Below are 23,954 nucleotides of genomic sequence, written 5' to 3'. Positions count from 1 at the left end.
GCGACCGGACTTACCCGTTAAGATAGGCATTGTCGCCCGCCGGGGCTGACGCAGATGACAGGAACAGGAGCCATAGTGACGGACGGGAAATTTACGCTTTTACTGATCGATGACCATCCCATGCTGCGTAGTGGACTTAAGCAGCTGATTGCGCTGGATGAGCGACTGCAGGTCGTTGCCGAAGCAGGTAATGGCATTGATGGCCTGACGCTGGCACAGCTGCACGATCCCGATCTGATCCTGCTTGATCTCAATATGCCAGGCCTGAACGGACTGGATACGCTAACCCAGCTGCGTGAAATCGCCCTCTCTGGCCGGGTGGTGGTATTCAGCGTTTCAGATAATGAAGAGGATGTGATCAGCGCGCTGAAACGCGGTGCTGATGGTTATCTGCTGAAAGATATGGAACCGGAAGACCTGCTGAAAGCGCTGCATCAGGCGGCTGCCGGACAGATCGTGCTGAGCGAAGCGTTGACACCGATTCTGGTTGCCCGATTACGCGAAGCGCAGCCTGGTCAGACGCGCGACATTAATCAGCTGACCCGCCGTGAACGCGAGATCCTGCAACTGATCAGCGACGGCATGACCAACAAAGCCATCGCCCGCAAACTGGACATCAGTGAAAGTACGGTCAAGGTCCACGTCAAATATCTGCTGAAGAAAATGAACCTTAAGTCGCGACTTGAAGCCGCCGTCTGGGCGCTGCAAAACGGGCTGCACTGATCTGCAACACGCCCTGATGCGGCGTGTTGCCGCCCTGCCTGCCGAAAGCTGTCGCAGAAACCGCGAGCTGTCTCGCAGCCCCACATCAGAATCAGGAAACCAGGTACTTTTCTGTCGCCAACCGCCGCCACATTTGTCAGGATGCCAGCCAGGTTATACCCGGTCAGGATCGGGGTGATTATCAGGCTGGCATATGCACTGCCCTATTCGTTATCATCTGATCATCCAGCGCGCCTGGAATCCTTTCGGTTTCATGGGCGTTGATCGCCAGAAATTTACCGCATTAAAGATGAGCTAAAACCTTATGCAAGAGCCAACCGAAAAGGACTTTCCTTCTCACACACCCATGATGCAGCAGTACCTGCGCCTCAAGGCAGAGCATCCTGACATTCTGCTGTTTTACCGTATGGGTGACTTCTACGAGCTGTTTTATGACGACGCAAAGCGCGCCTCTCAGCTGCTGGAGATTTCACTCACCAAACGCGGTGCGTCAGCGGGTGAACCGATCCCGATGGCTGGCGTGCCCTATCATGCGGTTGAAGGTTATCTGGCAAAACTGGTGCAGTTGGGCGAGTCCGTGGCCATCTGTGAGCAGATAGGCGATCCGGCACTAAGCAAAGGCCCGGTTGAGCGCAAAGTGGTGCGAATCGTCACGCCAGGCACCATCAGTGACGAGGCGCTGCTGCAGGAGCGGCACGACAACCTGCTGGCTGCAATCGTGCAAAGTCCGCGCGGTTTTGGCTACGCCACGCTGGATATCAGTTCAGGCCGTTTCCGCCTGAGCGAGCCTGCCGATGCAGAAACCATGGCGGCAGAGCTGCAACGCACCAATCCCGCTGAACTGCTCTACCCCGAAGATTTTCAGGCGATGTCGCTGATTGATCAGCGACGTGGCCTGCGCCGCCGTCCGCTGTGGGAGTTTGAAATCGACACCGCGCGTCAGCAGCTGAACCTGCAATTTGGCACCCGCGATCTCAATGGCTTCGGCGTGGAGAATGCGCACCTCGGACTGAGTGCGGCGGGCTGCCTGCTGCAATATGTCAAAGATACCCAGCGCACTACGCTGCCCCATATCCGCTCGCTGAGCATGGAGCGGCAGCAGGACAGCATCATCATGGATGCCGCCACCCGCCGTAATCTGGAGATCACCCAGAACCTGGCCGGCGGCACCGACAACACCTTAGCGGCCGTGCTGGATAAAACCGTCACACCGATGGGCAGCCGGATGCTGAAGCGCTGGCTGCATATGCCGCTGCGCGATGCGCGCATCATCAACCAGCGTCAGGAGTCGATTGCTGAGCTGCAAAATCTCAGCGACGTATTGCAGCCAGTGCTGCGTCAGGTCGGCGATCTTGAGCGAATCCTGGCCCGCCTGGCGCTGCGTACAGCCCGTCCGCGCGATCTGGCCCGCATGCGTCATGCGTTTCAGCAACTGCCAGAACTGAACCAGCTGCTGGCCGATGTTGAAGCACCGCAGCTGCAGAAACTGCGCGTGCAGATGGGCGAGTTCACCGCGTTACGTGAGCTGCTGGAGCAGGCGGTGATTGAGTCACCGCCTGTGCTGATCCGTGACGGCGGAGTAATTGCGCCTGGTTATAACGCAGAGCTGGATGAGTGGCGCGCGCTGGCCGATGGCGCAACCGACTATCTTGACCGGCTGGAGATTCGCGAACGCGAAAAGCTGGGACTGGATACCCTTAAAGTCGGCTTTAACGGTGTGCATGGCTACTACATCCAGGTCAGCCGAGGACAGAGTCATCAGGTTCCGATGCACTATGTCCGTCGTCAGACGCTGAAAAACGCTGAACGCTACATCATTCCTGAACTGAAAGAGTACGAAGACAAGGTCCTCACCTCGAAGGGCAAAGCGCTGTCGCTGGAGAAAAGCCTGTATGAGGCACTGTTCGACCAGTTGCTGCCGCACCTTGAAGCACTGCAGCTGAGTGCTGCCGCGCTGGCAGAGCTGGATGTGTTGAGCAACCTGGCGGAACGCGCCTGGTCACTGAACTATTGCCGTCCGGTCTTGCAGGAAAAAGCCGGGATTAAAATCAGCGGGGGTCGCCATCCGGTGGTTGAACAGGTTCTGAAAGAGCCGTTTATTGCCAACCCGCTGTCGCTGGCACCCCAGCGCAGGATGTTAATCATTACCGGGCCAAACATGGGCGGTAAGAGTACCTATATGCGGCAGGCAGCACTGATTGCACTGATGGCATGGATCGGCAGTTTTGTTCCCGCCGATGAGACGCTGATTGGTCCGCTGGATCGCATCTTTACCCGTGTCGGTGCCGCAGACGATCTCGCCTCCGGGCGCTCGACCTTTATGGTTGAAATGACCGAAACCGCCAACATCCTGCACAACGCCACCGAAAACAGCCTGGTGCTGATGGATGAGATTGGACGCGGAACCTCCACCTACGACGGTTTATCGCTGGCCTGGGCCTGCGCCGAAAACCTGGCGAATCGCATCAAGGCAATGACGCTGTTTGCTACCCATTACTTTGAGCTGACCACCCTGCCGGAAAAAATGGAAGGCGTGGTCAACGTCCATCTGGATGCGGTTGAGCACGGTGACACTATCGCCTTTATGCACAGCGTGCAGGAAGGGGCCGCGAGTAAGAGTTACGGTCTGGCGGTCGCAGCGCTGGCGGGCGTGCCTAAAGAGGTGATTAAGCGGGCGCGCAATAAGCTCAAAGAACTTGAGAACGTTTCAAACCATTCGGCTTCATCGACGATCGATGGTTCTCAGCTACCGCTGCTGGTTGAAGAGACCTCGCCTGCCGTGGAAGCACTTGAGGCGCTGGATCCGGATACGCTGACACCGCGCCAGGCGCTCGACTGGATTTATCGTCTTAAATCGCTGGTCTGACAGTGTGGCGCACCGCGTTATTGCGCAGTGCGCCGTTAATCAACAGCAAAAATTTTCTGCAGACATAAAAAAAGCGATGGTTTTCACCATCGCTTTTTGCATTCTTACTCAGACCATCTTAAATACGATTATTCACGAAACAGTGCTTCAATGCTGAGGCCCTGCGCCTGCAGGATTTCGCGCAGACGGCGCAAACCTTCAACCTGAATCTGGCGTACACGCTCGCGGGTTAAGCCGATTTCACGACCTACATCCTCAAGTGTTGCCGCTTCATAGCCCAACAGGCCGAAACGACGCGCCAGCACTTCACGCTGCTTGGCGTTCAGTTCGAACAGCCATTTGACGATGCTTTGTTTCATATCATCGTCCTGCGTGGTGTCTTCCGGGCCGTTGTCTTTTTCATCGGCCAGAATGTCCAGCAGCGCTTTTTCAGAATCACCGCCTAATGGCGTATCAACCGAGGTAATGCGTTCGTTAAGACGTAACATGCGGCTTACGTCATCAACCGGCTTATCCAGCTGTTCGGCGATCTCTTCCGCACTTGGCTCATGGTCGAGCTTGTGGGAAAGTTCACGCGCTGTACGCAGATAAACATTCAGTTCTTTTACAATGTGAATCGGCAGACGGATGGTACGGGTTTGATTCATGATCGCCCGTTCAATTGTCTGACGAATCCACCAGGTGGCGTACGTTGAGAAACGGAACCCGCGCTCCGGGTCAAATTTCTCTACGGCGCGAATCAGGCCGAGGTTACCTTCTTCAATCAGGTCCAGCAGAGCTAAACCACGATTGCTGTAACGACGGGCGATTTTCACCACCAAACGTAAGTTACTTTCGATCATACGGCGACGGGAAGGGATATCACCCCGCAATGCACGGCGAGCGAAGAAAACTTCTTCCTCTGCCGTTAACAACGGAGAATAGCCAATCTCCCCGAGATAGAGCTGCGTCGCATCTAATACACGCTGCGTCGCACCCTGTGAAAGCAACTCTTCTTCCGCTACGTCGCTATCACTGGCTTCGTTTTCAACGAGTGCCTTCTCGTCAAAAATTTCAGCTCCGTTCTCATCGAATTCCGCGTTCTCATGTAACTCGTTTACTTTCAGCGTATTCTGGCTCATAAGCGGCTCCTACCCGTGATTCCAGGGCAGAACATACATCTGTTTTGTTCTGCCGGATTATCGCTGCGGCAAATAACGCAACGGGTTTACGGATTTCCCCTTGTAACGAATTTCAAAGTGTAATCTGACTGAACTGGTTCCGGTGCTACCCATGGTAGCGATTTTTTGCCCCACCTTAACTTCCTGTTGTTCCCGAACCAGCATTGTATCGTTGTGGGCGTAGGCGCTCAGGTAATCATCATTGTGTTTGATGATGATTAAATTACCGTAACCCCGGAGTGCGTTACCTGCGTAAACCACTCGTCCTGAAGCAGTGGCGACAACAGATTGTCCGCGCGTCCCGGCGATATCGATACCTTTATTGCCACCTTCGGCGGCAGAGAAGTTATCGATAATCTTCCCGTCAGTCGGCCAGCGCCAGCTTCCGACCGGCGTTGAACTGTTGGTTGTACTGCTAACCGTTGGGGGTGCGGTAACTACTGGAGCTGTTGTCGTTGCAACATTTGCTCCTTTCGAAGGCAACAATTTGCTGCCACCCGAATTACCCGAATCATCAGAATACGTAATAACAGGTTGCTGTGCAACAACAGGCGATTTAATTTGTGGTGCCACAGGGACCCCGCCCTGTGTTGCATCAGCAACGGTAATGGGATTGCCACCGGTAATCGGCTGACCCGACCCATTTCCAATCTGTAAAGTCTGGCCGACATTCAGGCTATAAGGCGCGGGAACGTTGTTGCGCTGGGCTAAGTCACGGAAATCATTGCCGGTAATCCAGGCAATATAAAACAACGTGTCGCCACGCTTAACGGTATATGTTTCACCGGAATAGCTACCCTTAGGAATATTCTGGTAACTGCGGTTGTACACTATCCGGCCATTCTGCGTCTCAACATTACTGCTGGTACTAATCATTCCACCATTGCTGGGGGTAGATGATGAATTTCTGCTTAACATTTGTCCCTGAGACGGCGCGGCTGGAATGCCACCAGAAACCTGGCCTCCTCCCGCCTGACTGTTCATCATGCCGCCCTCATCGCCAACGCGACTGATAGGTGCCTGAGAATTGTCGCTGGAGCTGCAGCCTGCCAGCCAAAAACCTACCAGTGAAAGCGCCGCCAGACGGCGTAACTGAAAAAGTGTGCTTCCCGTGCTCATTAATCCCCCGTGATGGCAACTCTGATCTATCTGCTTCACTGTACCTGTCAGCAGAATGCTCTGCGTGGCGCGATAATTTCTGCATTTTTGTTGAATAAACTGGATAGTAACAACATCAGGTACGTGGTGCCATGAAACAGTTGTGAAGAAATACGAAGAGCATCAGGCCAGATCGCCCTGCACCAGCGGAACAAAACGCACCGGCTCAATGATCTCCTCGATGACCTCTTCGCCCTGACGACGCAGCCGCTTGAGTACCTGCTGCTCTTCGCCAACCGGCAGCACCATAATGCCGCCTTCTGCCAGTTGTGCTATCAGCGCAATCGGAATTTCCGGAGGTGCGGCAGTGACAATAATGGCGTCGAACGGCCCCCGTGAAGGCCAGCCCTCCCAGCCATCGCCATGACGGGTAGAGACCTTGTGCAGATCCAGCTGCTTCAGGCGGCGTTTAGCCTGCCATTGCAGGCCTTTGATGCGTTCCACTGAATAAACATGGTCCACCAGATGGGCAAGAATCGCCGTCTGGTAACCAGAACCTGTGCCAATCTCCAGCACACGCGAATGCGGATTAAGCCCGAGCAGCGCGGTCATCCGCGCGACCATGTAAGGCTGTGATATCGTCTGACCGGAGCCGATAGGTAAGGCAACATTGTCCCAGGCTTTATGCTCAAACGCCTCGTCGATAAAGCGTTCACGCGGCACCTCGCTAATGGCTTTCAGCAGGTTTTCATCATCAATGCCCTGCTGACGCAGTTGTGACAGCAATGTCTCAATACGCCGATTCACCATGCCAGGTTCACCTCAGCTTTTGCCAGCCAGTCGCTGAGCACGTTCTGCGCGCTGTGCGCCGTTAAATCAACATGCAGCGCGGTGACAGAAACGTAGCCCTGATCAACGGCAGCGAAATCTGTATCCGGGCCTGCATCGAGTTTTTCGCCCGGTGGACCTATCCAGTAGAGGGTATTGCCGCGTGGATCCTGTTGCGCGATCACCTGATCAGCCGGATGGCGACTGCCACAGCGCGTCACGCGGATACCTTTCAGCTCGGAGAGTGGCAGATCGGGGACATTGATATTGAGAATGCGGCCAGTGCGCAGGGGTTCATGCGTCAGCGCCCGGAGAAGCGCGCAGGTCACTGCCGCTGCGGTCGCGTAGTGCTGATGGCCATTGAGCGACACAGCGATTGCAGGCAGGCCAAGATGCCGCCCTTCCATCGCTGCTGCCACCGTACCGGAATAGATCACATCATCGCCCAGATTGGGACCGGCATTAATGCCTGACACCACAATGTCAGGGCGTGGCTGCATCAGCGCATTCACCCCCAGATATACGCAATCGGTCGGCGTTCCCATCTGAACCGCGATATCGCCGTTTTCATGGGTAAAGGTACGCAGAGGTGTTTCCAGCGTTAATGAGTTAGAGGCACCGCTTCGGTTACGATCGGGGGCAACAACCTGCACGTCAGCAATCTGCCGCAGGGCTTTCGCCAGAGTCTGAATACCCGGTGCATGAATGCCGTCATCGTTGCTGAGCAATATCCGCATTTCGTTCTGACCTTTTTTTATTCGACTGGTCGCCGTGACTGAACCTGTTTTAACGGCATGGCAACAGGTGAGGAATGGACAGCGATTTTTGCATTCTAACGAGGCGCGCAAGGAAGTGGTAGGCGTAAATCACACAGCGGTGGGGGTTTGCCGCAACATTACCCACACTGCGGGTAATGTTGCAGCGAAGATTACTCATCAATCTGATCGAGCGAGTCTGCGGAGGTCAGCAGCTCCCGGACCACGCTGGTCGCAAAGCTCCCCGCGGGCAGCCAGAATGTCAGTTCCAGCGTGACGTCATCCCACCAGCGCCACTGCATATCCCGTGGCACCACCAGCATGGCGCGGCGGGCTGCATCGACCTTCTCACGTTCAATGAGGCTCAGCAGCGGCGTATCATTAGCCAGCGTCTGCTGTTCAAACGCCAGCGCATCAGCCTGCGTGCCAGCGTCCCCGCGTCCCGTCAGCGGCGCGGTAATCCGCAGCTCATGGTGATCAACCCGCCGTTGTGAGTCGGCCAGTTCTTCAGGCTGTGCCACAAACCAGCTGCCTCGACCGGTCAGCTGCAATGCATCGCCGTTGAGCACCTGAGTCAGACTGCCCTGCTGCTGCAGACGTGCACTGGTCACCTGATTAAACAGCGCACTGCGCGCGGCAGAGAGCATCAGGCTGCGCTTGTTGCGGTCACGGACAATGATCTCATTGCGCGCCCACTTTTCTGCCATCACCAGGTTATTGCCGCCGCGACCAAAACGCTGCTCACCAAAATAGTTGGGCGCGCCCGCATCGCGGATCTGCGTCAGACGCGTTTCAACCGCATCACAATCGCTGATCTGACGGATGACCAGCCGGAACGCATTCCCCGCCAGTGCGCCGATGCGCAGCTTACGCTTGTGGCGTACCGCCTGCAAAATCTCAACCCCTTCCAGCGTAAAACCGCGCAGGTCGGGCATCGCATTACCCGGCAGGCGAAAACAGAGGGTCTGTTCCGTCACCGCATGGCGATCTTTCATTCCGGCATAACTCATGTCGCGCGGATGAATACCCAGGTACTTAGCCAGCGCTTCTGCCACAAAACGGGTATTCGCACCTGTTTTACGGATCCGCACCAACAGATGCTCACCTTCACCATCCGCGCCATAGCCGAGATCTTCAACTACCACGAAATCTTCGGGACTGGCTTTGATCACGCCAGAGGCCACAGGTGTGCCGTGCAGGTAATTCAGACTCATTGGCTGTCAGCTTTCAGGACTAACGCGACCGCTTCACAGGCAATGCCTTCACCGCGCCCGGTAAAGCCGAGTTTCTCAGTGGTGGTCGCTTTGACGTTGACCGCATCCATATGGCAGCCCAGATCTTCTGCGATGTTGATGCGCATCTGTGGCACATGCGGCAGCATTTTCGGTGCCTGAGCAATAATTGTGACGTCGACATTACCGATGCGATAGCCTTTGGCTTCGATACGACGCCAGGCCTCACGCAGCAGGCCGCGGCTGTCCGCCCCTTTAAAGGCCGGATCGGTGTCGGGGAATAACTTGCCGATATCGCCCATCGCCACAGCGCCCAGCAGCGCATCAGTCAGCGCATGCAGCGCCACATCGCCATCCGAATGGGCGATAAAACCGTGTTCAAATGGGATCCGCACACCGCCAATCACTAACGGACCCTCTCCGCCAAAGGCGTGAACGTCAAAACCGTGACCGATACGCATCATGCGCTCTCCTTTAATTGAATCTGACTCAGATAAAAAGCCGCCAGCGCCAGATCTTCTGGCCGGGTGACTTTGATGTTATCACTGCGTCCGCTGACCAGCAGCGGATGATAGCCGCAATACTCCAGCGCCGATGCTTCATCGGTGATGGTTGCGCCTTCTGTCAGCGCCCGCGTCAGGCAGGCAGTGAGCAGCGCATGCGGGAAAAATTGCGGCGTTAAGGCGTGCCAGAGATCGTCGCGTTCCACGGTATGGGCCACTGCGGCTTTGCCCGGCTCGCCCCGTTTCATGGTGTCGCGCACTGGCGCAGCCAGAATTCCGCCCACGTGGCTCTGTTCACGCACGTTAAGCAGTTTCTGAAGATCGTCGGGATGCAGACAGGGACGCGCAGCATCATGGACCAGCACCCAGGCCGAACCCTGTGCGGCCTGTAATCCGGCCAGCACCGATTCAGCGCGGGTCTCGCCGCCTGTGACCCTGAGCACACGCGGATCGCGTGCCAGCGGCAATGAAGCGAAGTGCTGGTCATCGGGACTGAGGGCGACAATCACCTGTCTGATGGCGGGATGGGAAAACAGACGTGCAATGCTGTGTTCCAGAAGGGTGTGCTGACCAATCGTCAGATACTGCTTCGGACAGGTTGCCTGCATGCGGCTGCCGATTCCGGCAGCGGGCACCACGGCAATCACATCCGCAAGGGAGGCCAGAGTGTTCATGTTTTATCGTTGTAGGTTTTGCGCTGATTGTTGCGCGTTACGTTTGTTCTGGTCAGGCACCAGACGATAGAAGGTCTCACCGGGCTTAATCATGCCCAGTTCATTGCGTGCACGCTCCTCGATCGCTTCCGAGCCGCCATTGAGATCGTCAATTTCGGCAAACAGCTGATCGTTTCGCGATTTAAGTTTGGCATTGTTTGCCTGTTGTACCGCGACATCATCATTGACGCGCGTATAGTCATGGATGCCATTTTTCCCCAGCCACAATGAATATTGCAGCCAGCCAAGCAGCACCAATAACAGTAACGTCAGTTTTCCCATCCCGCCCCCTAAAAACGGCCCAATCATCCCATAACTTTGCACAGGACTCCACACCAGCAGCGAAAATGGCGCGCTTTGCTGCGCCTCTGCGCAATCAGTACCGATTCTGACGGGAAAAGTTTTGTAACCTGCCGATGCGTTTGCACATCAGCACGGACGCCGTTAAGGCTTACCAGCCGGAGAGAAAGGAGAACATTAACCAGAAGAGAGTCACCACCATAATGACTGTGGCGAGGGCAGCCCAAATCCAGTGTCCGCTCAGCAGCGTATTCAGTGCGATGCCCGTGACCACGGCAACCGGCAGCAGCGCCAGAAAGAATGGCCAGGTATAGAGAAAGAAGAACAGCGTGTTAGAGCCGAACAGCAGGAAAGGAAGCGCCAGCGCACACCAGTAAGCGAGTAAGCCGATAACACCGCCCGGCAGCAATGAGCGTGGCTCATCCTGGGAGGAGTCATCTTTACGAGCGAGCATGGGTGTGACGTTCTGCATAGGCATCCTGTTGTTGCGAGGGCGGCAAACCCGAAGCGATTTGCCGCTGTCTCTTCAGGATCTGATGATATCGCGGTCGCGTAGCACGTCTAACAATTGGGCGGCCAGTTTTGTAACCAATTGTTCGCCATCCAGCTGGATTTCCGGGCTGTCGGGCGCTTCATAGACGCTGTCGATACCGGTGAAATTACGCAGTTCACCGGCACGTGCTTTGCGGTATAACCCTTTTGGATCGCGTGCTTCACACACCGCCAGCGGCGTATCGACAAACACTTCGATAAACTGACCCGGCTCCAGCAGGTCGCGCACCATCTGGCGCTCGGCGCGATGCGGTGAAATAAAGGCAGTAAGCACCACGAGCCCGGCATCCACCATCAGTTTCGCCACCTCGCCGACCCGACGGATATTCTCCTTGCGGTCATCGTCGCTGAAGCCGAGGTCACGACAGAGACCGTGACGCACATTGTCACCATCCAGCAGATAGGTGCTGACGCCAATACGGTGCAGCGCCTGCTCCAGCGCGCCTGCGACCGTGGATTTCCCCGAGCCCGAAAGCCCGGTGAACCACAGCACCACGCCCTGATGGCCATGCTGCTGTTCGCGTGAAGCACGAGTTACCGGATGGTCATGCCACACCACGTTATCATCGTGCTGAGCCATTATTGACCGCCCAGCAGGTCGCGCGCGTTCCAGTGTGGGAAGTGACGGCGCACCAGTGCATTCAGTTCCAGCTCAAACGCGCTGAACTCGCCGGTATTAACCGGAGCGTCATGGTTTGGCTGATGGATCATGCCGGCACCCACGGTCACGTTGGTCAGTCGATCGATAAAGATCATGCCGCCGGTCACCGGATTCTGCTGATAGCTGTCGAGCACCATCGGTTCGTCAAAGGTTAATTCAATGCGACCAATACCGTTTAGCGGCAGCGCATCGACCTGACGTGTCTCCAGCGAGTTAATCTCCACCTGATGCAGGACTTTCTCTACCCGTCCACGGGTTTTCTTACCGGCGATTTTCAGATCATAGCTATGACCGGCCTGCAGAGGCTGTTCTGCCATCCAGACCACGTCAACGCTGGCAGACTGAACCGCAGCCAGCGTTTCGCTGGCATCAACCAGCAGATCGCCACGACTGATATCAATCTCATCCTGCAGCACCAGGGTGATCGCTTCACCTGCGCCCGCTTCCTGCAGATCGCCATCAAAGGTCACTATGCGGGCAATAGTCGACTCTACGCCAGACGGCAGCACTTTAACGCGCTGGCCCACCTGCACGCTGCCTGACGCCAGGGTACCGGCATAGCCACGGAAATCCAGGTTAGGACGGTTAACATACTGCACCGGGAAACGCATCGGCTGGTGATCCACCACGCGGTTCAGTTCCACTGTTTCCAGGACATCCAGCAGCGTCGGGCCGCTGTACCATGGCATGGTCTGACTGGCGGATGCTACGTTATCCCCTTCCAGCGCCGACATCGGCACAAAGCGGATATCGAGGTCATCCGGTAACTGGCCTGCAAAGTCCAGGTAATCCTGTTTGATCTGCTCGTAGCGCGCCTGATCGTACTCAACCAGATCCATCTTATTAATCGCCACTACCAGATGTTTGATCCCCAGCAGCGTCGAAATAAAGCTGTGACGGCGGGTCTGATCCAGCACGCCTTTACGGGCATCGATCAGCAGAATCGCCAGGTCACAGGTTGATGCACCGGTCGCCATATTGCGGGTGTACTGCTCATGGCCCGGCGTATCGGCGATGATAAATTTACGCTTTTCAGTCGAGAAATAGCGGTAGGCCACATCAATGGTAATGCCCTGCTCACGCTCAGCCTGCAGACCATCCACCAGCAGCGCCAGATCGAGTTTCTCGCCCTGGGTGCCATGACGTTTGCTGTCGTTATGCAGCGATGAAAGCTGATCTTCATAGATCTGACGGGTGTCATGTAGCAGACGCCCAATCAGGGTACTTTTTCCGTCGTCAACGCTGCCGCAGGTCAGAAAACGCAGCAGGCTCTTATGCTGTTGCGCGGTCAGCCAGGCTTCAACGCCGCCCTGGTCGGCAATCTGTTGTGCAATTACGGTATTCATCTGGCGTCTCCTTAGAAATAACCCTGACGTTTTTTCAGTTCCATCGAACCGGACTGATCGCGATCAATCATGCGGCCCTGACGCTCGCTGGTGGTAGAAACCAGCATCTCTTCGATGATCTCCGGCAGCGTCCGCGCTTCGGACTCTACCGCGCCGGTCAGCGGCCAGCAGCCGAGCGTACGGAAACGGACCATCCGCTGGGTGATCTCTTCACCCGGCTGCAGGTTGATGCGATCGTCATCGATCATCATCAGCATGCCATCACGCTCCAGCACCGGACGTGGCGCGGCGAGATAGAGCGGCACGATCTCGATGTTTTCCAGGAAGATGTACTGCCAGATATCCAGTTCGGTCCAGTTCGACAGCGGGAAGACGCGGATGCTCTCGCCCTTGTTGATCTGGCCGTTGTAGTTGTGCCACAGCTCAGGACGCTGGTTTTTCGGGTCCCAGCGATGGAAGCGGTCGCGGAAAGAGTAGATACGCTCTTTGGCGCGAGACTTCTCTTCATCACGACGTGCGCCGCCAAAGGCCGCATCAAAACCATATTTATTCAGCGCCTGCTTCAGCCCTTCGGTTTTCATGATGTCAGTGTGTTTGGCACTGCCGTGGACAAACGGGTTAATCCCCATCGCCACGCCTTCCGGGTTGCGGTGAACCAGCAACTCTGCGCCCATCGCTTTCACGGTGCGGTCGCGAAACTCGTACATTTCACGGAATTTCCAGCCGGTATCCACATGCAGCAACGGGAACGGCAGCGTGCCAGGATAAAAGGCTTTACGCGCCAGATGCAGCATTACCGAGGAGTCTTTACCGATGGAGTACATCATCACCGGATTGCTGAACTCGGCCGCGACTTCGCGAATGATGTGGATACTCTCCGCCTCCAGCTGACGCAGATGAGTGAGTCGTTTTTGGTCCATGATTTTCCCTCAAGCCAGATTGACAACGGCGGACTCGCGAGCCCCCTGCTGTGCCGAATGTTTAAACCAGGCGAGTTGCCCGTGCAGATTAACCACCTCTCCGATCACCAGTAGCGCCGGAGTAGGTGCCGAGGCGGCCAGCGCCTCAAGTTGTTCTAAGGTGCCGGTCAGCACCTGTTGATCCTGACGGGTGCCGCAACTGATCACCGCCACCGGCGTTGATGGCGCGCGACCGTGCTGAATCAGCGCCGCGCTGATGGCAGCCGCTTTAACCGTTCCCATGTAGATCGCCAGCGTCTGACGCGCACGCGCCAGTGATGGCCAGTCAATGTCATCCCCATCGGGACGGCAGTGACCGGTAATAAACATTACGCTCTGCGCGTAATCGCGGTGGGTCAGCGGAATACCGGCATAGGCCGTCGCACCGGCAGCCGCGGTGACGCCCGGCACCACCTGGAACGGAATGCCCGCCTGCTGAGCCGCCTGCAGCTCTTCGCCGCCACGGCCAAAGATAAAGGGATCGCCGCCCTTGAGGCGGACGACGCGCTTACCTTTCAGCGCCAGTGAAACCAGCAACTGATTAATCTCTTCCTGCGGTAACGTATGCGCGCTGGCTCGTTTGCCGACGCAGATGCGGTCGGCGTCGCGTCGCACCAGATCCAGCACCTCTTCACTGACCAGATGGTCGTAGAGCACCACATCCGCTAACTGCATCACCTGCAGGCCACGTAGCGTCAGCAGGCCGCTGTCGCCCGGTCCGGCACCCACCAGGAAAATCTCGCCCTGACGGGTTGGCTCTTCCTGCAGCTCACGGTCCAGCGTACGTTTCGCCTCTTCGACGTTACCGGCTGACATCTCACTGGCGAACCGGCCATCAAAAGCGCGTTCCCAGAAGCGCCGGCGATCAGACATGCGGCTGAAGCGCGCTTTAACTTTATCGCGCCAGAGCCCGGCTACCTCAGCCATCTGGCCGAGACTGGCAGGCAACAGCGTTTCGATTTTTTCGCGCAGCATACGTGCCAGCACCGGTGCGGTGCCGCTGGAGGAGATCGCCACCACCAGAGGTGAGCGGTCAACAATCGAGGGGAAGATAAAGGTGCATTTTGGCTGGTCATCAACCACGTTAACCAGCTTCTGCCGCGCGTTAGCAGCTTCAAAGACCTGGGTGTTGAGATGGTTGTCGTCGGTCGCGGCGATCACCAGGAAAACCCCATCCAGCTGGGCCGGGTCAAATTCAGTCGCCAGCCACTCCAGCTCCTGCTTTTCCAGCAGTGCCTGCAGTTCAGGGCAGAGTTCACGCGAGGCGATCAGAACGCGCGCACGCGCACGGCGCAGTAGTTCAATTTTTCGCGCCGCAATATCTCCACCGCCGACAACCAGAACCGGGCGGCCAGAAAGATCGGCAAAAAGAGGCAAATAGTCCACGTTAACCCTGATGTTTTAACTTTGTATTAACGCGACTATACGTCGCCGGGTTTATGCAGTTGAAATTACGAATTGGAATGAGTAGTTACCGAATGGAATAAAGACTTCGCAAAGCACAGAACAATTTGGTCTTAGCAGATGAAATATAATGGCTTTTTCGTGAACAGGTTCACAGATTCGCCTCTGTGCCTGTAACTGTAAAAGCAGATAAGTGCCAGCAATAAACACGCGTTACCCCATTATGTTAAGGCAGCAACTTATTCCGTTAACCAGGTCGCAGAACAAAGAGGGTATAATACGCGCGGCATGACTGACTCAGGTCCGCATGTTGAATGCCTATCGAATAATGAAAAAAGGACGCATTATGTTTTGTTCCCTCCGCCTGAGGGTAGCGACAGTTTTGTTTAGCGCACTCATTTCCCCGCTGGTTTTAGCCACGCCGACAGGTCAGTTTGCCGAACAGCAGGTCCGGCACATCGCCACTTATTTTCCTGGCCGCATGAGCGGCAGTCCGGCTGAATTGATGGCCACGGACTATCTGCAGCAACAATTTACCGCGCTGGGTTATAAAACCGATACCCGCCAGTTCAACACGGGCTACAAATGGCAGGAAGATGACGGCACGCAGCGCTGGCATAAACTGACGGCAACCTCCGTCATTGCTGCGCGCGCAGGCAGCGTGCCACAGGAGATTCTGATCGTGGCGCACCTGGATACCTGGACGCCGCAAAACAGCAACCAGGTCCATCACAATCTGGGCGGCTTACGCCTGCAGGGTGTTGATGACAATGCGTCAGGTCTTGGCGTGATGCTGGAACTGGCGCAGCAACTGAGTCGCAAACCGCTTCACTATGGCATTCGCTTTGTGGCGCTGAGCGCCGGAGAAGCGGATCTGCACGGCCTGGATGATTATGTTGAGCGAATGAGCACCCGTGAGAAGAAGAACACGCTGCTGGTCATCAATCTGAATAGCCTGATAACCGGCGATCATCTCTATTTCAACAGTGGCATGAACACGCCCCGGGCGGTGCGCAAACAGACCAGCGATCGCGCCCTGCTACTGGCACGTCAGCAAGGCATTCCCGCTGCCAGTCATCAGCTGAATCGCAAGGACTTCAATGGCCTCAATGCCTTTGACAAGGCAGGCTTTCCGCTGCTGAATGTTACTGCCAGTAACTGGTCGCTGGGTAACAAAGATGGCGCACTACAGCGTCATCGTAGCCCGCACTTTCCTGATGGCGTGACCCGTCATCAGACTGACCTGGATAATCTGAACTATCTCGACCGCTGGCTGCCGGGCCAGATAGCCCTGCGCACCCGCGACAGTGTCCGCGTGCTGCTGCCGCTGATCAGCGAACTGACCAATCCTAAAGTGTGAGGATCTGACATGTACGTGGTCTTTCTGAATTACGTTCGTCCGATAGAAGAGGTTGAGGCGCTGCTGGCAGGCCATATTGAATGGCTTGACCGCTATTTTGAGGCAGGCAGTTTTATTGCCGCAGGACGTAAAGATCCACGCACAGGTGGCATGCTGCTGGTCAGGGAGATGGCGCGTGAAGCGCTGGATGCGATCTTAGCGGAAGATCCGTTTGTGGCGGTGGCAGAGTATGAGGTGACGAAAGTGAATGTGACCCGTGCAGCGGAGGCGTTTGCCGGATTAAAAGGCGTTTAACTTTCCGCCTGACCGTCAAGAAGCACTTCTCTCCCTGATTTCAGGGAGAGAAGCTCGGTATTACCCTTCGTGCAGACCACACTCGCGCTTGAGACCGAAGAAGCGTGTCTCTTCTTCTGCCATACCCGGCTCCCACTTGCGGGTGGTGTGGGTATCGCCCACCGAAAGATAGCCTTCATCCCACAGCGGATGGTACTTAAGCTTGTGCTGCTCCAGGTACTGATGAATCTGGCGGTTATCCCAGTCGATAATCGGCAGCAGCTTAAAGACGCCACGCTGTACACCCAGCACCGGCAGATTCGCCCGGCTGCCTGACTGGTCGCGGCGGAGGCCAGCAAACCAGGTCTGCGCGCCCAGGGTTTCGATGGCGCGGTTCATCGGCTCGACTTTGTTAATCTCGTTATATTTCTCAATCCCCTCGACGCCCTGCTCCCACAGTTTGCCGTAACGCGCTTCCTGCCAGGCCGGTGAGGTCTCGGCGCGAAACACTTTGAGGTTGAGATTGAGCTGGTCCGCCAGCTCATCAATAAAACGATAGGTCTCCGGGAACAGATAGCCGGTGTCGGTCAGGATCACCGGAATATCGGGCTGCTGGCGCGTCACCAGGTGCAGCGACACCGCGGCCTGAATACCGAAACTGGAGGAGAGCACATAAGCACCCGGCAGATTCTCCAGCGCCCAGCTGACCCGCTCTTCCGCTGAAGACTTCTCCAGCTGCGCATTGATCGCGGCCAGCGCCATAGCACGCTGGACTTTGGACATCTCATTCAGTGCTGCGAGGTCGGGCTGACTCATTTTGCTTCCTCCCAAAAATCGCGTGCCGGGTCCAGCACCGGCGCAACAATGCCCGCGCGGATGGTGAAGTCACCAAAGCCTTCTGCGGCCTGGCGCTCGGTGGCCCAGCGTCCCACCAGCTCATCAATCGTGGCGAGAATTTCGCTTTCGTTAATGTTTTCACGGTACATACGGGGAATACGCGTTCCGCTGCGGTTTCCGCCCAGATGCAGGTTGTAGCGGCCTGGCGCTTTACCCACCAGACCCAGCTCAGCCAGCATGGCACGGCCGCAACCGTTCGGACAACCGGTAACGCGTAACACTATGTGCTCATCGCCGACGCCATGCGCGTGCATGATGCCTTCAACTTTGGTCACAAACGCTGGCAGGAAACGTTCGGCTTCTGCCATCGCCAGCGGACAGGTCGGGAACGCGACGCAGGCCATCGAGTTTTCGCGCTGAGGCGTAACCTGATCCATCAGACCATGCTCACGGGCGATCGCTTCGATCTGCGCTTTCTCACTTTCCGGCACGCCTGCCACAATCAGATTCTGGTTAGCGGTCAGACGGAAATCACCCTGATGAATTTTCGCAATTTCAGCGATGCCGCTTTTCAGCGGTCGGCCCGGATAATCGAGCAGACGGCCATTTTCAATAAACAGCGTCAGGTGCCATTTGTTGTCGATGCCTTTGATCCAGCCAATACGATCGCCACGGGTGGTGAACTCATACGGACGAATCGGCTCAAACGTCACACCAGCACGTTTTTCAACTTCCGCTTTAAACGTCTCGACGCCAACGCGTTCCAGGGTGTATTTGGTTTTGGCGTTTTTACGATCGGTACGGTTGCCCCAGTCGCGCTGAGTCGTCACAACCGCCTCGGCCACATCAAGGATTTTCTCTACCGGGAAGTACCCAAACTCGCTGGCGGTGCGCGCGTAAGTCGCTTTGTTACCGTGCTCGATCGACAGGCCGCCGCCCACCAGCAGGTTGAAGCCCACCAGCTTGCCATTCTCAGCGACCGCAACAAAGTTCAGATCGTTGGCGTGCAGATCCACATCGTTGTGCGGCGGAATCACGACTGTGGTTTTGAATTTACGCGGCAGATAGGTTTCACCGAGAATCGGCTCTTCATCAGTGGTCGCGACTTTTTCTTTATCCCACCAGATCTCTGCATAGGCACGGGTGCGCGGCAGCAGATGCTCAGAGAGCTTCTTCGCCCACTCATAGGCTTCCTGATGCAGCTCAGACTCTACAGGGTTCGAGGTACAGAGCACGTTACGGTTTACGTCGTTGGCGGTCGCCAGCGCATCCAGTCCCACTTCATGCAGCATCTGATGCGTCGGCTTGACGTTCTTCTTCAGAATGCCGTGAAACTGGAAGGTCTGACGGTTGGTCAGACGGATGCTGCCGTAAATGGTTTTATCGGTAGCAAATTTGTCGATAGCCAGCCACTGGGTCGGCGTAATGATGCCGCCCGGCAGTCGGCAGCGCAGCATCATTGCGTGACGCGGCTCCAGCTTCTGCTCGGCACGTTCGGCGCGAATGTCGCGGTCATCCTGCTGGTACATGCCGTGAAAGCGGATCAGCAGGAAGTTGTCGCCGGTGAAACCGCCGGTCAGACCTTCTTCCAGATCTTCTTTGATGGTGCCGCGCAGATAGTTGCTCTGCTTCTTCAGACGCTCAGCGTCTGTTAATTTGCCTTCGACAACCAGCGGTCCAGGGTGTTTATCGCTCATTAGTAAACGTCTCGCTGATAACGGCGCTCAATGCGCAGCTCACTTAAAAATTCGTCGGCCGTTTCACGATCCATTCCGCCGTGTTCGACCACCACATCCAGCAGTGCCTGCTCGACGTCTTTTGCCATACGGTTCGCATCGCCACAGACATAAAGATGCGCGCCCTCTTCAATCCAGCGCCAGACTTCGGCCCCTTTCGCACGGATCTTATCCTGTACGTAAATCTTCTCTGCCTGATCGCGTGACCAGGCGAGGTCGATATTCGTCAGCAGGCCATCCTTCACATATTTCTGCCACTCCACCTGGTAGAGGAAATCGTCGGTGAAGTGCGGATTACCAAAGAATAGCCAGTTTTTACCGCTGGCACCGTCGTTGTCGCGCTGCTGCATAAAGGCGCGGAACGGCGCGATGCCGGTGCCCGGACCAATCATGATCACAGGCGCGTCCGGATTAGCCGGCAGGCGGAAATTGTCGTTGTGTTCGATGAAGACCCGGACCTCGCCCTCTTCTTCGATGCGATCGGCCAGCCAGGTCGAAGCGCCGCCGCCGCGCTGGCGACCTTCAATATCAAAGCGCACTGCACCTACGGTAATGTGAACTTCGGACTCGGTTTCGGCCTGTGAGGAGGCAATAGAGTAGAGTCGCGGCGTCAGCGGTCGCAGCAGGCCGGTCAGCTGTTCTGCGGTGAGCTCAGCCGGGGCCAGACGCACCATATCCACAATCGGATAGTGCTGCGCATACTGCTGCAGCCTGGCTTTATCATCCACCAGTGACAGCAGCTCGGCGTTGCGGGACAGCTGGGCGTACTGCGCCACGATCTGCGCAGTATTCACCGTCAGCTCGAAATGCTTCTGCAGCGCCTCAGCCAGCGGCAGGGTTTTGCCCTGAACCTCTACTGACTCATCGCCTTTCAGCCAGACCAGCTCCAGCAGCTCGCTGACCAGCGCCGCGTCATTTTCATACCAGACGCCCAGCGCATCGCCAGGCTGGTAGCGGAGACCTGAGTCGCCCAGATCGATTTCGATATGGCGCACATCTTTGTCTGAGTCACGTCCGGTGATTTTCTGATTTACCGCCAGACTGGCGCTGAGCGGAGACTCTTTGCTGTAGGGACTGGTGGTGACTTCGTTGACGCTGCCTGCCGCTGTCGCCGCAGCCTGCGCCGGGGATTCGGTCGGCACGCGCTTTTTCAGAATTTCCGTCAGCGCACTGCGCCAGGCGGAAGCCTGCTCAGCATACTCAACATCCGCATCGACGCGATCCAGCAGACGCTCGCCACCCAGCTCTGCCAGACGGTTGTCAAAATCTTTGCCCGCCTGACTGAAAAATTCGTACGAGGTGTCGCCCAGGCCAAACACCGCAAAGGCTGCACCGGCCATTTTCGGTGCCTTTTTCGACATCAGGAATTTATGCAGTGCCACCGCCTCTTCCGGCGGCTCACCTTCGCCCTGGGTGGAGGTCACCACGACCAGCATTTTTTCCTGGCCAATCTGTTTGAACTTGTAATCACCGGCGTTCACCAGGTTTACGTTGAGCTTCGCGGCCAGCAGGTCATCACGCAACTGCTCAGCCAGACGACGGGCATTGCCAGTCTGGGAGGCAGAAAGCAGCGTAATGGCGGGCACGTCTACCGGAGCGGGTGTACTGCCTGCGACGGCGCTACCTGGCGTCTGTTCTACCCGACCCCAGAAATAGCCGGACAGCCACGCCAGTTGAGTCGGGGAATAATCTGTCGTCGCCGCCTGTAAGCGGGCGAGTTGTTCCGGTGAGAGCGGAAGCATAGAACCAGGTGCCTGAGTCGTCATCGCGTTAAAAATTCCAGTATCAGAAGTCCGGACCGTAAATGGCGGAAGAGTGCGTAGGTTACCGGTCTGTATATTAACGATTAAATACACCTTCGACATATCAAATAACCAAAATGACTAAAGGGTTTTCCAGGTAGGCATAATCGTTAAAAGTGGTAAGCAAAGCGGTGATATATCAGTTGATTAGCTGGTTACCGGGAATTAACGCCGCGGGAAACGTATCGGTTTGTGCGGTGCGGGTGCGAAAAAAGCGGTAATCAGGTAGAATTCAGCGGTTTTTTAATGTCTGAGAACCACTATGTCTACCACCTTGTTTAAAGAGTTCCAGTTCGAAGCCGCGCACCATCTACCGAATGTGCCGGCCGGACACAAATGTGGCCGTCTGCACGGTCATTCGTTCCTGGTTCGTCTGGAGATTACCGGCGAAGTGGATGCGCATACCGGCTGGGTTATGGATTTTGCTGAACTGAAGGCGGCGTTTAAGCCCCTCTATAATCGGCTGGATCACTACTATCTGAATGATATTCCTGGCCTGGAAAATCCCACCAGCGAAGTGCTGGCAAAATGGATCTGGGATCAGATGAAGCCAGAACTGCCGCTGTTAAGCGCGGTGATGATCAAAGAAACCTGCACTGCAGGCTGCGTTTACCGCGGCTAAGCCTGTCGGATCGAACCCTTCGATCCGACGCTATTTCCTCTCCGTCCCGCCCTTCACGCTCGCTTCCCCGCGATTAACCACCCAATACGCTTAATCAGGCAATATTCAGGTACTTATGGGTCTGCATCGACAGACGCCAGTTACGTGCAATGCAGGTCTCGATGCAGAGTCGGGTGGCATCATCTTTGCGGCTGATCGGCTGTAACGCGATGATCCGGGCTTTAGTGTCGTCTATCCCTGCCAGCAGCAGATCCAGCGCGTCCACATCACGCTCGCGCGCCACCGGATGCTTGATTTCATCGGCCCGACTCAGCGCCTGAGGCAGCACATCATAACCGCCGCGCATGTTGACTTTCGGGGAGACGGTCACCCAGGTCTGTTCGGAACAGTGAATCTCGTGCGTTCCGCTGGTCTCAATCTGGCACTGGAAACCGTGCTGTTCCAGCGCAGTCGTTAACGGACGCAGATCGTAAATCGCCGGTTCGCCGCCGGTAATCACCACGTGCCGGGCCGTCCAGCCCTGCTGTGCAATGGCATTCACCAGTGTCGCCGCGTCGGCATCACCCCACGCATCGCTTTCCACTGTCTTGATCAAAATATCGCCCAGCGACGTTTCCCGATCTGTCCGCTTTTCCCAGGTGTGTTTGGTATCGCACCAGCTACAGCCCACCGGGCATCCCTGTAAGCGAATGAAAATGGCAGGCACGCCGGTGTAATAACCTTCGCCCTGCAGTGTCTGGAACATTTCGTTAATCGGGTAAAACATTTTTTACTCGCCTGGAGAAATCGGGGCGCTGATTATGCCAGCGTGTGCCGCACAACAACAGCTGCGCGACACGAAAAAGCAAAAGCCCCGCACAAGGCGGGGCTTTCAGAATATGCGATGCCGCTTAACGCGACATCAGCACAGGGTCATTACTGACCTTTAACTTCTTTCAGACCGTTGAATGGCGCTTTAGAACCCAGCGCTTCTTCGATACGGATCAGCTGGTTGTACTTAGCAACACGGTCAGAACGGCTCATTGAACCGGTTTTGATCTGGCCCGCTGCAGTACCTACCGCCAGGTCAGCGATGGTGGCATCTTCGGTTTCGCCTGAACGGTGAGAGATCACGGCAGTGTAGCCTGCGTCTTTCGCCATTTTGATCGCAGCCAGGGTTTCGGTCAGAGAACCGATCTGGTTGAATTTGATCAGAATGGAGTTAGCGATACCTTTATCGATACCTTCTTTCAGGATTTTGGTGTTGGTGACGAACAGATCATCGCCCACCAGCTGGATTTTGTCGCCCAGCACTTTAGTCTGGTAAGCGAAGCCGTCCCAGTCAGATTCGTCCAGGCCATCTTCGATAGAAACGATCGGATACTGTTTAGTCAGATCTTCCAGGAAGTGGGTGAACTCTTCAGAGGTAAACGCTTTACCGCCTTCACCGGCCAGAACATATTTGCCATCTTTGTAGAACTCAGATGCTGCACAGTCCATTGCCAGGGTGATGTCTTTACCCAGCTCGTAGCCTGCTGCTTTTACCGCTTCAGCGATAACGGCCAGGGCTTCTGCGTTAGAACCCAGGTTAGGCGCGTAGCCACCTTCGTCACCCACTGCAGTGCTCATGCCTTTGCTTTTCAGCACTTTTGCCAGGTTGTGGAAAACTTCAGAACCCATACGGATGGCTTCTTTCAGGTTTGCTGCACCAACCGGCTGAATCATGAATTCCTGGATGTCGACGTTGTTGTCGGCATGCTCGCCGCCGTTGATGATGTTCATCATTGGCAGTGGCATAGAGTATTTGCCTGGGGTGCCGTTCAGTTCAGCGATGTGCTCATACAGCGGCTGACCTTTAGAGGCTGCAGCAGCTTTAGCCGCTGCCAGTGAAACGGCCAGAATGGCGTTAGCACCGAAGTTAGATTTGTTCTCAGTACCGTCCAGGTCGATCATGATCTTATCGATGTTCGCCTGATCTTTCGCGTCTTTGCCTTTTACCGCTTCAGCAATCGGACCGTTTACTGCAGCAACGGCTTTGGTTACGCCTTTGCCCAGGAAACGTGATTTGTCACCGTCACGCAGTTCCAGCGCTTCGCGTGAACCGGTAGAGGCACCTGATGGCGCAGCGGCCAGGCCAACGAAACCGCCTTCCAGATGCACTTCAGCTTCAACAGTCGGGTTACCACGTGAGTCGATAATTTCGCGACCGATGACTTTTACGATTTTGGACATTACGATTTTCCTC

General features: G+C 56.0%; 23 protein-coding genes. 5 read left to right on the top strand and 18 right to left on the bottom strand.

The window, feature by feature from the left end; all coding sequences use genetic code 11:
- The first annotated feature begins 54 nt into the window (after positions 1-54).
- A complete protein-coding gene (gene narL / locus EE896_RS04330; protein WP_050540861.1) occupies positions 55-723 on the top strand; it encodes a two-component system response regulator NarL in 669 nt (222 codons plus the stop codon).
- Between the two features lie 304 nt (positions 724-1,027).
- Positions 1,028-3,589, top strand: coding sequence for a DNA mismatch repair protein MutS (mutS, locus tag EE896_RS04325; RefSeq protein WP_140916652.1), 2,562 nt, complete (start codon positions 1,028-1,030; stop codon positions 3,587-3,589).
- Between the two features lie 128 nt (positions 3,590-3,717).
- Here the strand turns inward: mutS and rpoS are convergent, their stop codons facing one another.
- The 13 genes from rpoS to cysG all read right to left on the bottom strand — a co-directional run bounded on the left by rpoS (position 3,718) and on the right by cysG (position 15,082).
- Positions 3,718-4,710, bottom strand: a complete 993-nt coding sequence (gene rpoS / locus EE896_RS04320; RefSeq protein WP_003849090.1) for an RNA polymerase sigma factor RpoS — start codon at positions 4,708-4,710, stop codon at positions 3,718-3,720.
- 57 nt (positions 4,711-4,767) lie between these two features.
- On the bottom strand, positions 4,768-5,868 hold the full coding sequence (gene nlpD, locus EE896_RS04315) for a murein hydrolase activator NlpD (RefSeq protein WP_140916651.1): 1,101 nt from the start codon (positions 5,866-5,868) through the stop codon (positions 4,768-4,770).
- A gap of 162 nt (positions 5,869-6,030) precedes the next feature.
- Positions 6,031-6,657, bottom strand: coding sequence for a protein-L-isoaspartate(D-aspartate) O-methyltransferase (locus tag EE896_RS04310; protein WP_140916650.1), 627 nt, complete (start codon positions 6,655-6,657; stop codon positions 6,031-6,033).
- Positions 6,651-7,412: a 5'/3'-nucleotidase SurE gene (surE, locus tag EE896_RS04305; RefSeq protein ID WP_003849099.1), complete on the bottom strand. Its 762-nt coding sequence runs from the start codon at positions 7,410-7,412 to the stop codon at positions 6,651-6,653. The genes EE896_RS04310 and surE overlap by 7 nt, the downstream gene beginning before the upstream one ends.
- Positions 7,413-7,603: 191 nt before the next feature.
- Positions 7,604-8,644, bottom strand: coding sequence for a tRNA pseudouridine(13) synthase TruD (gene truD, locus EE896_RS04300; RefSeq protein ID WP_105099860.1), 1,041 nt, complete (start codon positions 8,642-8,644; stop codon positions 7,604-7,606).
- The gene (gene ispF / locus EE896_RS04295) at positions 8,641-9,123 is read right to left on the bottom strand and encodes a 2-C-methyl-D-erythritol 2,4-cyclodiphosphate synthase (RefSeq protein ID WP_008927107.1); all 483 of its coding nucleotides are present in this window, start codon (positions 9,121-9,123) and stop codon (positions 8,641-8,643) included. The genes truD and ispF overlap by 4 nt, the downstream gene beginning before the upstream one ends.
- The gene (gene ispD / locus EE896_RS04290) at positions 9,123-9,839 is read right to left on the bottom strand and encodes a 2-C-methyl-D-erythritol 4-phosphate cytidylyltransferase (RefSeq protein WP_003849105.1); all 717 of its coding nucleotides are present in this window, start codon (positions 9,837-9,839) and stop codon (positions 9,123-9,125) included. Before ispD ends, ispF begins: the two co-directional genes overlap by 1 nt.
- A gap of 3 nt (positions 9,840-9,842) precedes the next feature.
- A complete protein-coding gene (gene ftsB, locus EE896_RS04285; protein WP_003849108.1) occupies positions 9,843-10,160 on the bottom strand; it encodes a cell division protein FtsB in 318 nt (105 codons plus the stop codon).
- A gap of 169 nt (positions 10,161-10,329) precedes the next feature.
- Positions 10,330-10,650 (bottom strand): DUF3561 family protein, encoded by a 321-nt coding sequence (locus EE896_RS04280; RefSeq protein WP_140916649.1) that lies wholly within the window; start codon positions 10,648-10,650, stop codon positions 10,330-10,332.
- A gap of 54 nt (positions 10,651-10,704) precedes the next feature.
- Positions 10,705-11,310, bottom strand: a complete 606-nt coding sequence (cysC, locus tag EE896_RS04275; protein WP_004571202.1) for an adenylyl-sulfate kinase — start codon at positions 11,308-11,310, stop codon at positions 10,705-10,707.
- Positions 11,310-12,737, bottom strand: a complete 1,428-nt coding sequence (gene cysN, locus EE896_RS04270) for a sulfate adenylyltransferase subunit CysN (protein WP_140916648.1) — start codon at positions 12,735-12,737, stop codon at positions 11,310-11,312. The genes cysC and cysN overlap by 1 nt, the downstream gene beginning before the upstream one ends.
- Before the next feature lie 11 nt (positions 12,738-12,748).
- Complete coding sequence (gene cysD, locus EE896_RS04265; protein ID WP_140916647.1) at positions 12,749-13,657, bottom strand: sulfate adenylyltransferase subunit CysD; 909 nt, start codon at positions 13,655-13,657, stop codon at positions 12,749-12,751.
- 9 nt (positions 13,658-13,666) lie between these two features.
- Positions 13,667-15,082 (bottom strand): siroheme synthase CysG, encoded by a 1,416-nt coding sequence (cysG, locus tag EE896_RS04260; RefSeq protein WP_140916646.1) that lies wholly within the window; start codon positions 15,080-15,082, stop codon positions 13,667-13,669.
- A gap of 364 nt (positions 15,083-15,446) precedes the next feature.
- On the opposite strand from cysG, the gene EE896_RS04255 reads away from it, so the two are divergent.
- Positions 15,447-16,460 (top strand): aminopeptidase, encoded by a 1,014-nt coding sequence (locus EE896_RS04255; RefSeq protein ID WP_033761585.1) that lies wholly within the window; start codon positions 15,447-15,449, stop codon positions 16,458-16,460.
- A gap of 9 nt (positions 16,461-16,469) precedes the next feature.
- The gene (locus tag EE896_RS04250; protein ID WP_008927110.1) at positions 16,470-16,754 is read left to right on the top strand and encodes a YciI family protein; all 285 of its coding nucleotides are present in this window, start codon (positions 16,470-16,472) and stop codon (positions 16,752-16,754) included.
- A gap of 60 nt (positions 16,755-16,814) precedes the next feature.
- On the opposite strand, the gene EE896_RS04245 is transcribed toward EE896_RS04250, so the two are convergent.
- From EE896_RS04245 to cysJ, 3 genes are read right to left on the bottom strand one after another with little or no spacing between them, the layout of a single operon-like run.
- Positions 16,815-17,549, bottom strand: coding sequence for a phosphoadenylyl-sulfate reductase (locus EE896_RS04245; RefSeq protein WP_110411051.1), 735 nt, complete (start codon positions 17,547-17,549; stop codon positions 16,815-16,817).
- Positions 17,546-19,267: an assimilatory sulfite reductase (NADPH) hemoprotein subunit gene (gene cysI, locus EE896_RS04240; protein WP_004571210.1), complete on the bottom strand. Its 1,722-nt coding sequence runs from the start codon at positions 19,265-19,267 to the stop codon at positions 17,546-17,548. Before cysI ends, EE896_RS04245 begins: the two co-directional genes overlap by 4 nt.
- Positions 19,267-21,072 carry an NADPH-dependent assimilatory sulfite reductase flavoprotein subunit gene (cysJ, locus tag EE896_RS04235; RefSeq protein ID WP_033743630.1) on the bottom strand — a complete coding sequence of 602 codons (1,806 nt, stop codon included), beginning with the start codon at positions 21,070-21,072 and terminating at the stop codon, positions 19,267-19,269. The genes cysI and cysJ overlap by 1 nt, the downstream gene beginning before the upstream one ends.
- A 298-nt stretch (positions 21,073-21,370) precedes the next feature.
- Here cysJ and queD point away from each other — a divergent pair, with 298 nt between their 5' ends.
- Positions 21,371-21,730: a 6-carboxytetrahydropterin synthase QueD gene (gene queD, locus EE896_RS04230; RefSeq protein ID WP_004571212.1), complete on the top strand. Its 360-nt coding sequence runs from the start codon at positions 21,371-21,373 to the stop codon at positions 21,728-21,730.
- A gap of 94 nt (positions 21,731-21,824) precedes the next feature.
- On the opposite strand, the gene queE is transcribed toward queD, so the two are convergent.
- Positions 21,825-22,496, bottom strand: a complete 672-nt coding sequence (queE, locus tag EE896_RS04225; protein ID WP_008927111.1) for a 7-carboxy-7-deazaguanine synthase QueE — start codon at positions 22,494-22,496, stop codon at positions 21,825-21,827.
- A 149-nt stretch (positions 22,497-22,645) separates the two neighbouring features.
- Positions 22,646-23,941, bottom strand: a complete 1,296-nt coding sequence (gene eno / locus EE896_RS04220; protein ID WP_008927112.1) for a phosphopyruvate hydratase — start codon at positions 23,939-23,941, stop codon at positions 22,646-22,648.
- Positions 23,942-23,954: the final 13 nt, after the last annotated feature.

This window comes from Pantoea eucalypti, from assembly GCF_009646115.1.
Classification (GTDB): domain Bacteria; phylum Pseudomonadota; class Gammaproteobacteria; order Enterobacterales; family Enterobacteriaceae; genus Pantoea; species Pantoea eucalypti.
This window is presented reverse-complemented; position numbering and strand designations above follow the sequence as displayed.

Coding starts and splice junctions, on each gene's coding strand:
- narL (WP_050540861.1), top strand. CDS start 55: ATGACAGGAACAGGAGCCATAGTGACGGACGGGAAATTTACGCTTTTA.
- mutS (WP_140916652.1), top strand. CDS start 1,028: ATGCAAGAGCCAACCGAAAAGGACTTTCCTTCTCACACACCCATGATG.
- rpoS (WP_003849090.1), bottom strand. CDS start 4,710: ATGAGCCAGAATACGCTGAAAGTAAACGAGTTACATGAGAACGCGGAA.
- nlpD (WP_140916651.1), bottom strand. CDS start 5,868: ATGAGCACGGGAAGCACACTTTTTCAGTTACGCCGTCTGGCGGCGCTT.
- EE896_RS04310 (WP_140916650.1), bottom strand. CDS start 6,657: ATGGTGAATCGGCGTATTGAGACATTGCTGTCACAACTGCGTCAGCAG.
- surE (WP_003849099.1), bottom strand. CDS start 7,412: ATGCGGATATTGCTCAGCAACGATGACGGCATTCATGCACCGGGTATT.
- truD (WP_105099860.1), bottom strand. CDS start 8,644: ATGAGTCTGAATTACCTGCACGGCACACCTGTGGCCTCTGGCGTGATC.
- ispF (WP_008927107.1), bottom strand. CDS start 9,123: ATGCGTATCGGTCACGGTTTTGACGTTCACGCCTTTGGCGGAGAGGGT.
- ispD (WP_003849105.1), bottom strand. CDS start 9,839: ATGAACACTCTGGCCTCCCTTGCGGATGTGATTGCCGTGGTGCCCGCT.
- ftsB (WP_003849108.1), bottom strand. CDS start 10,160: ATGGGAAAACTGACGTTACTGTTATTGGTGCTGCTTGGCTGGCTGCAA.
- EE896_RS04280 (WP_140916649.1), bottom strand. CDS start 10,650: ATGCAGAACGTCACACCCATGCTCGCTCGTAAAGATGACTCCTCCCAG.
- cysC (WP_004571202.1), bottom strand. CDS start 11,310: ATGGCTCAGCACGATGATAACGTGGTGTGGCATGACCATCCGGTAACT.
- cysN (WP_140916648.1), bottom strand. CDS start 12,737: ATGAATACCGTAATTGCACAACAGATTGCCGACCAGGGCGGCGTTGAA.
- cysD (WP_140916647.1), bottom strand. CDS start 13,657: ATGGACCAAAAACGACTCACTCATCTGCGTCAGCTGGAGGCGGAGAGT.
- EE896_RS04255 (WP_033761585.1), top strand. CDS start 15,447: ATGTTTTGTTCCCTCCGCCTGAGGGTAGCGACAGTTTTGTTTAGCGCA.
- EE896_RS04250 (WP_008927110.1), top strand. CDS start 16,470: ATGTACGTGGTCTTTCTGAATTACGTTCGTCCGATAGAAGAGGTTGAG.
- EE896_RS04245 (WP_110411051.1), bottom strand. CDS start 17,549: ATGAGTCAGCCCGACCTCGCAGCACTGAATGAGATGTCCAAAGTCCAG.
- cysI (WP_004571210.1), bottom strand. CDS start 19,267: ATGAGCGATAAACACCCTGGACCGCTGGTTGTCGAAGGCAAATTAACA.
- cysJ (WP_033743630.1), bottom strand. CDS start 21,072: ATGACGACTCAGGCACCTGGTTCTATGCTTCCGCTCTCACCGGAACAA.
- queD (WP_004571212.1), top strand. CDS start 21,371: ATGTCTACCACCTTGTTTAAAGAGTTCCAGTTCGAAGCCGCGCACCAT.
- queE (WP_008927111.1), bottom strand. CDS start 22,496: ATGTTTTACCCGATTAACGAAATGTTCCAGACACTGCAGGGCGAAGGT.
- eno (WP_008927112.1), bottom strand. CDS start 23,941: ATGTCCAAAATCGTAAAAGTCATCGGTCGCGAAATTATCGACTCACGT.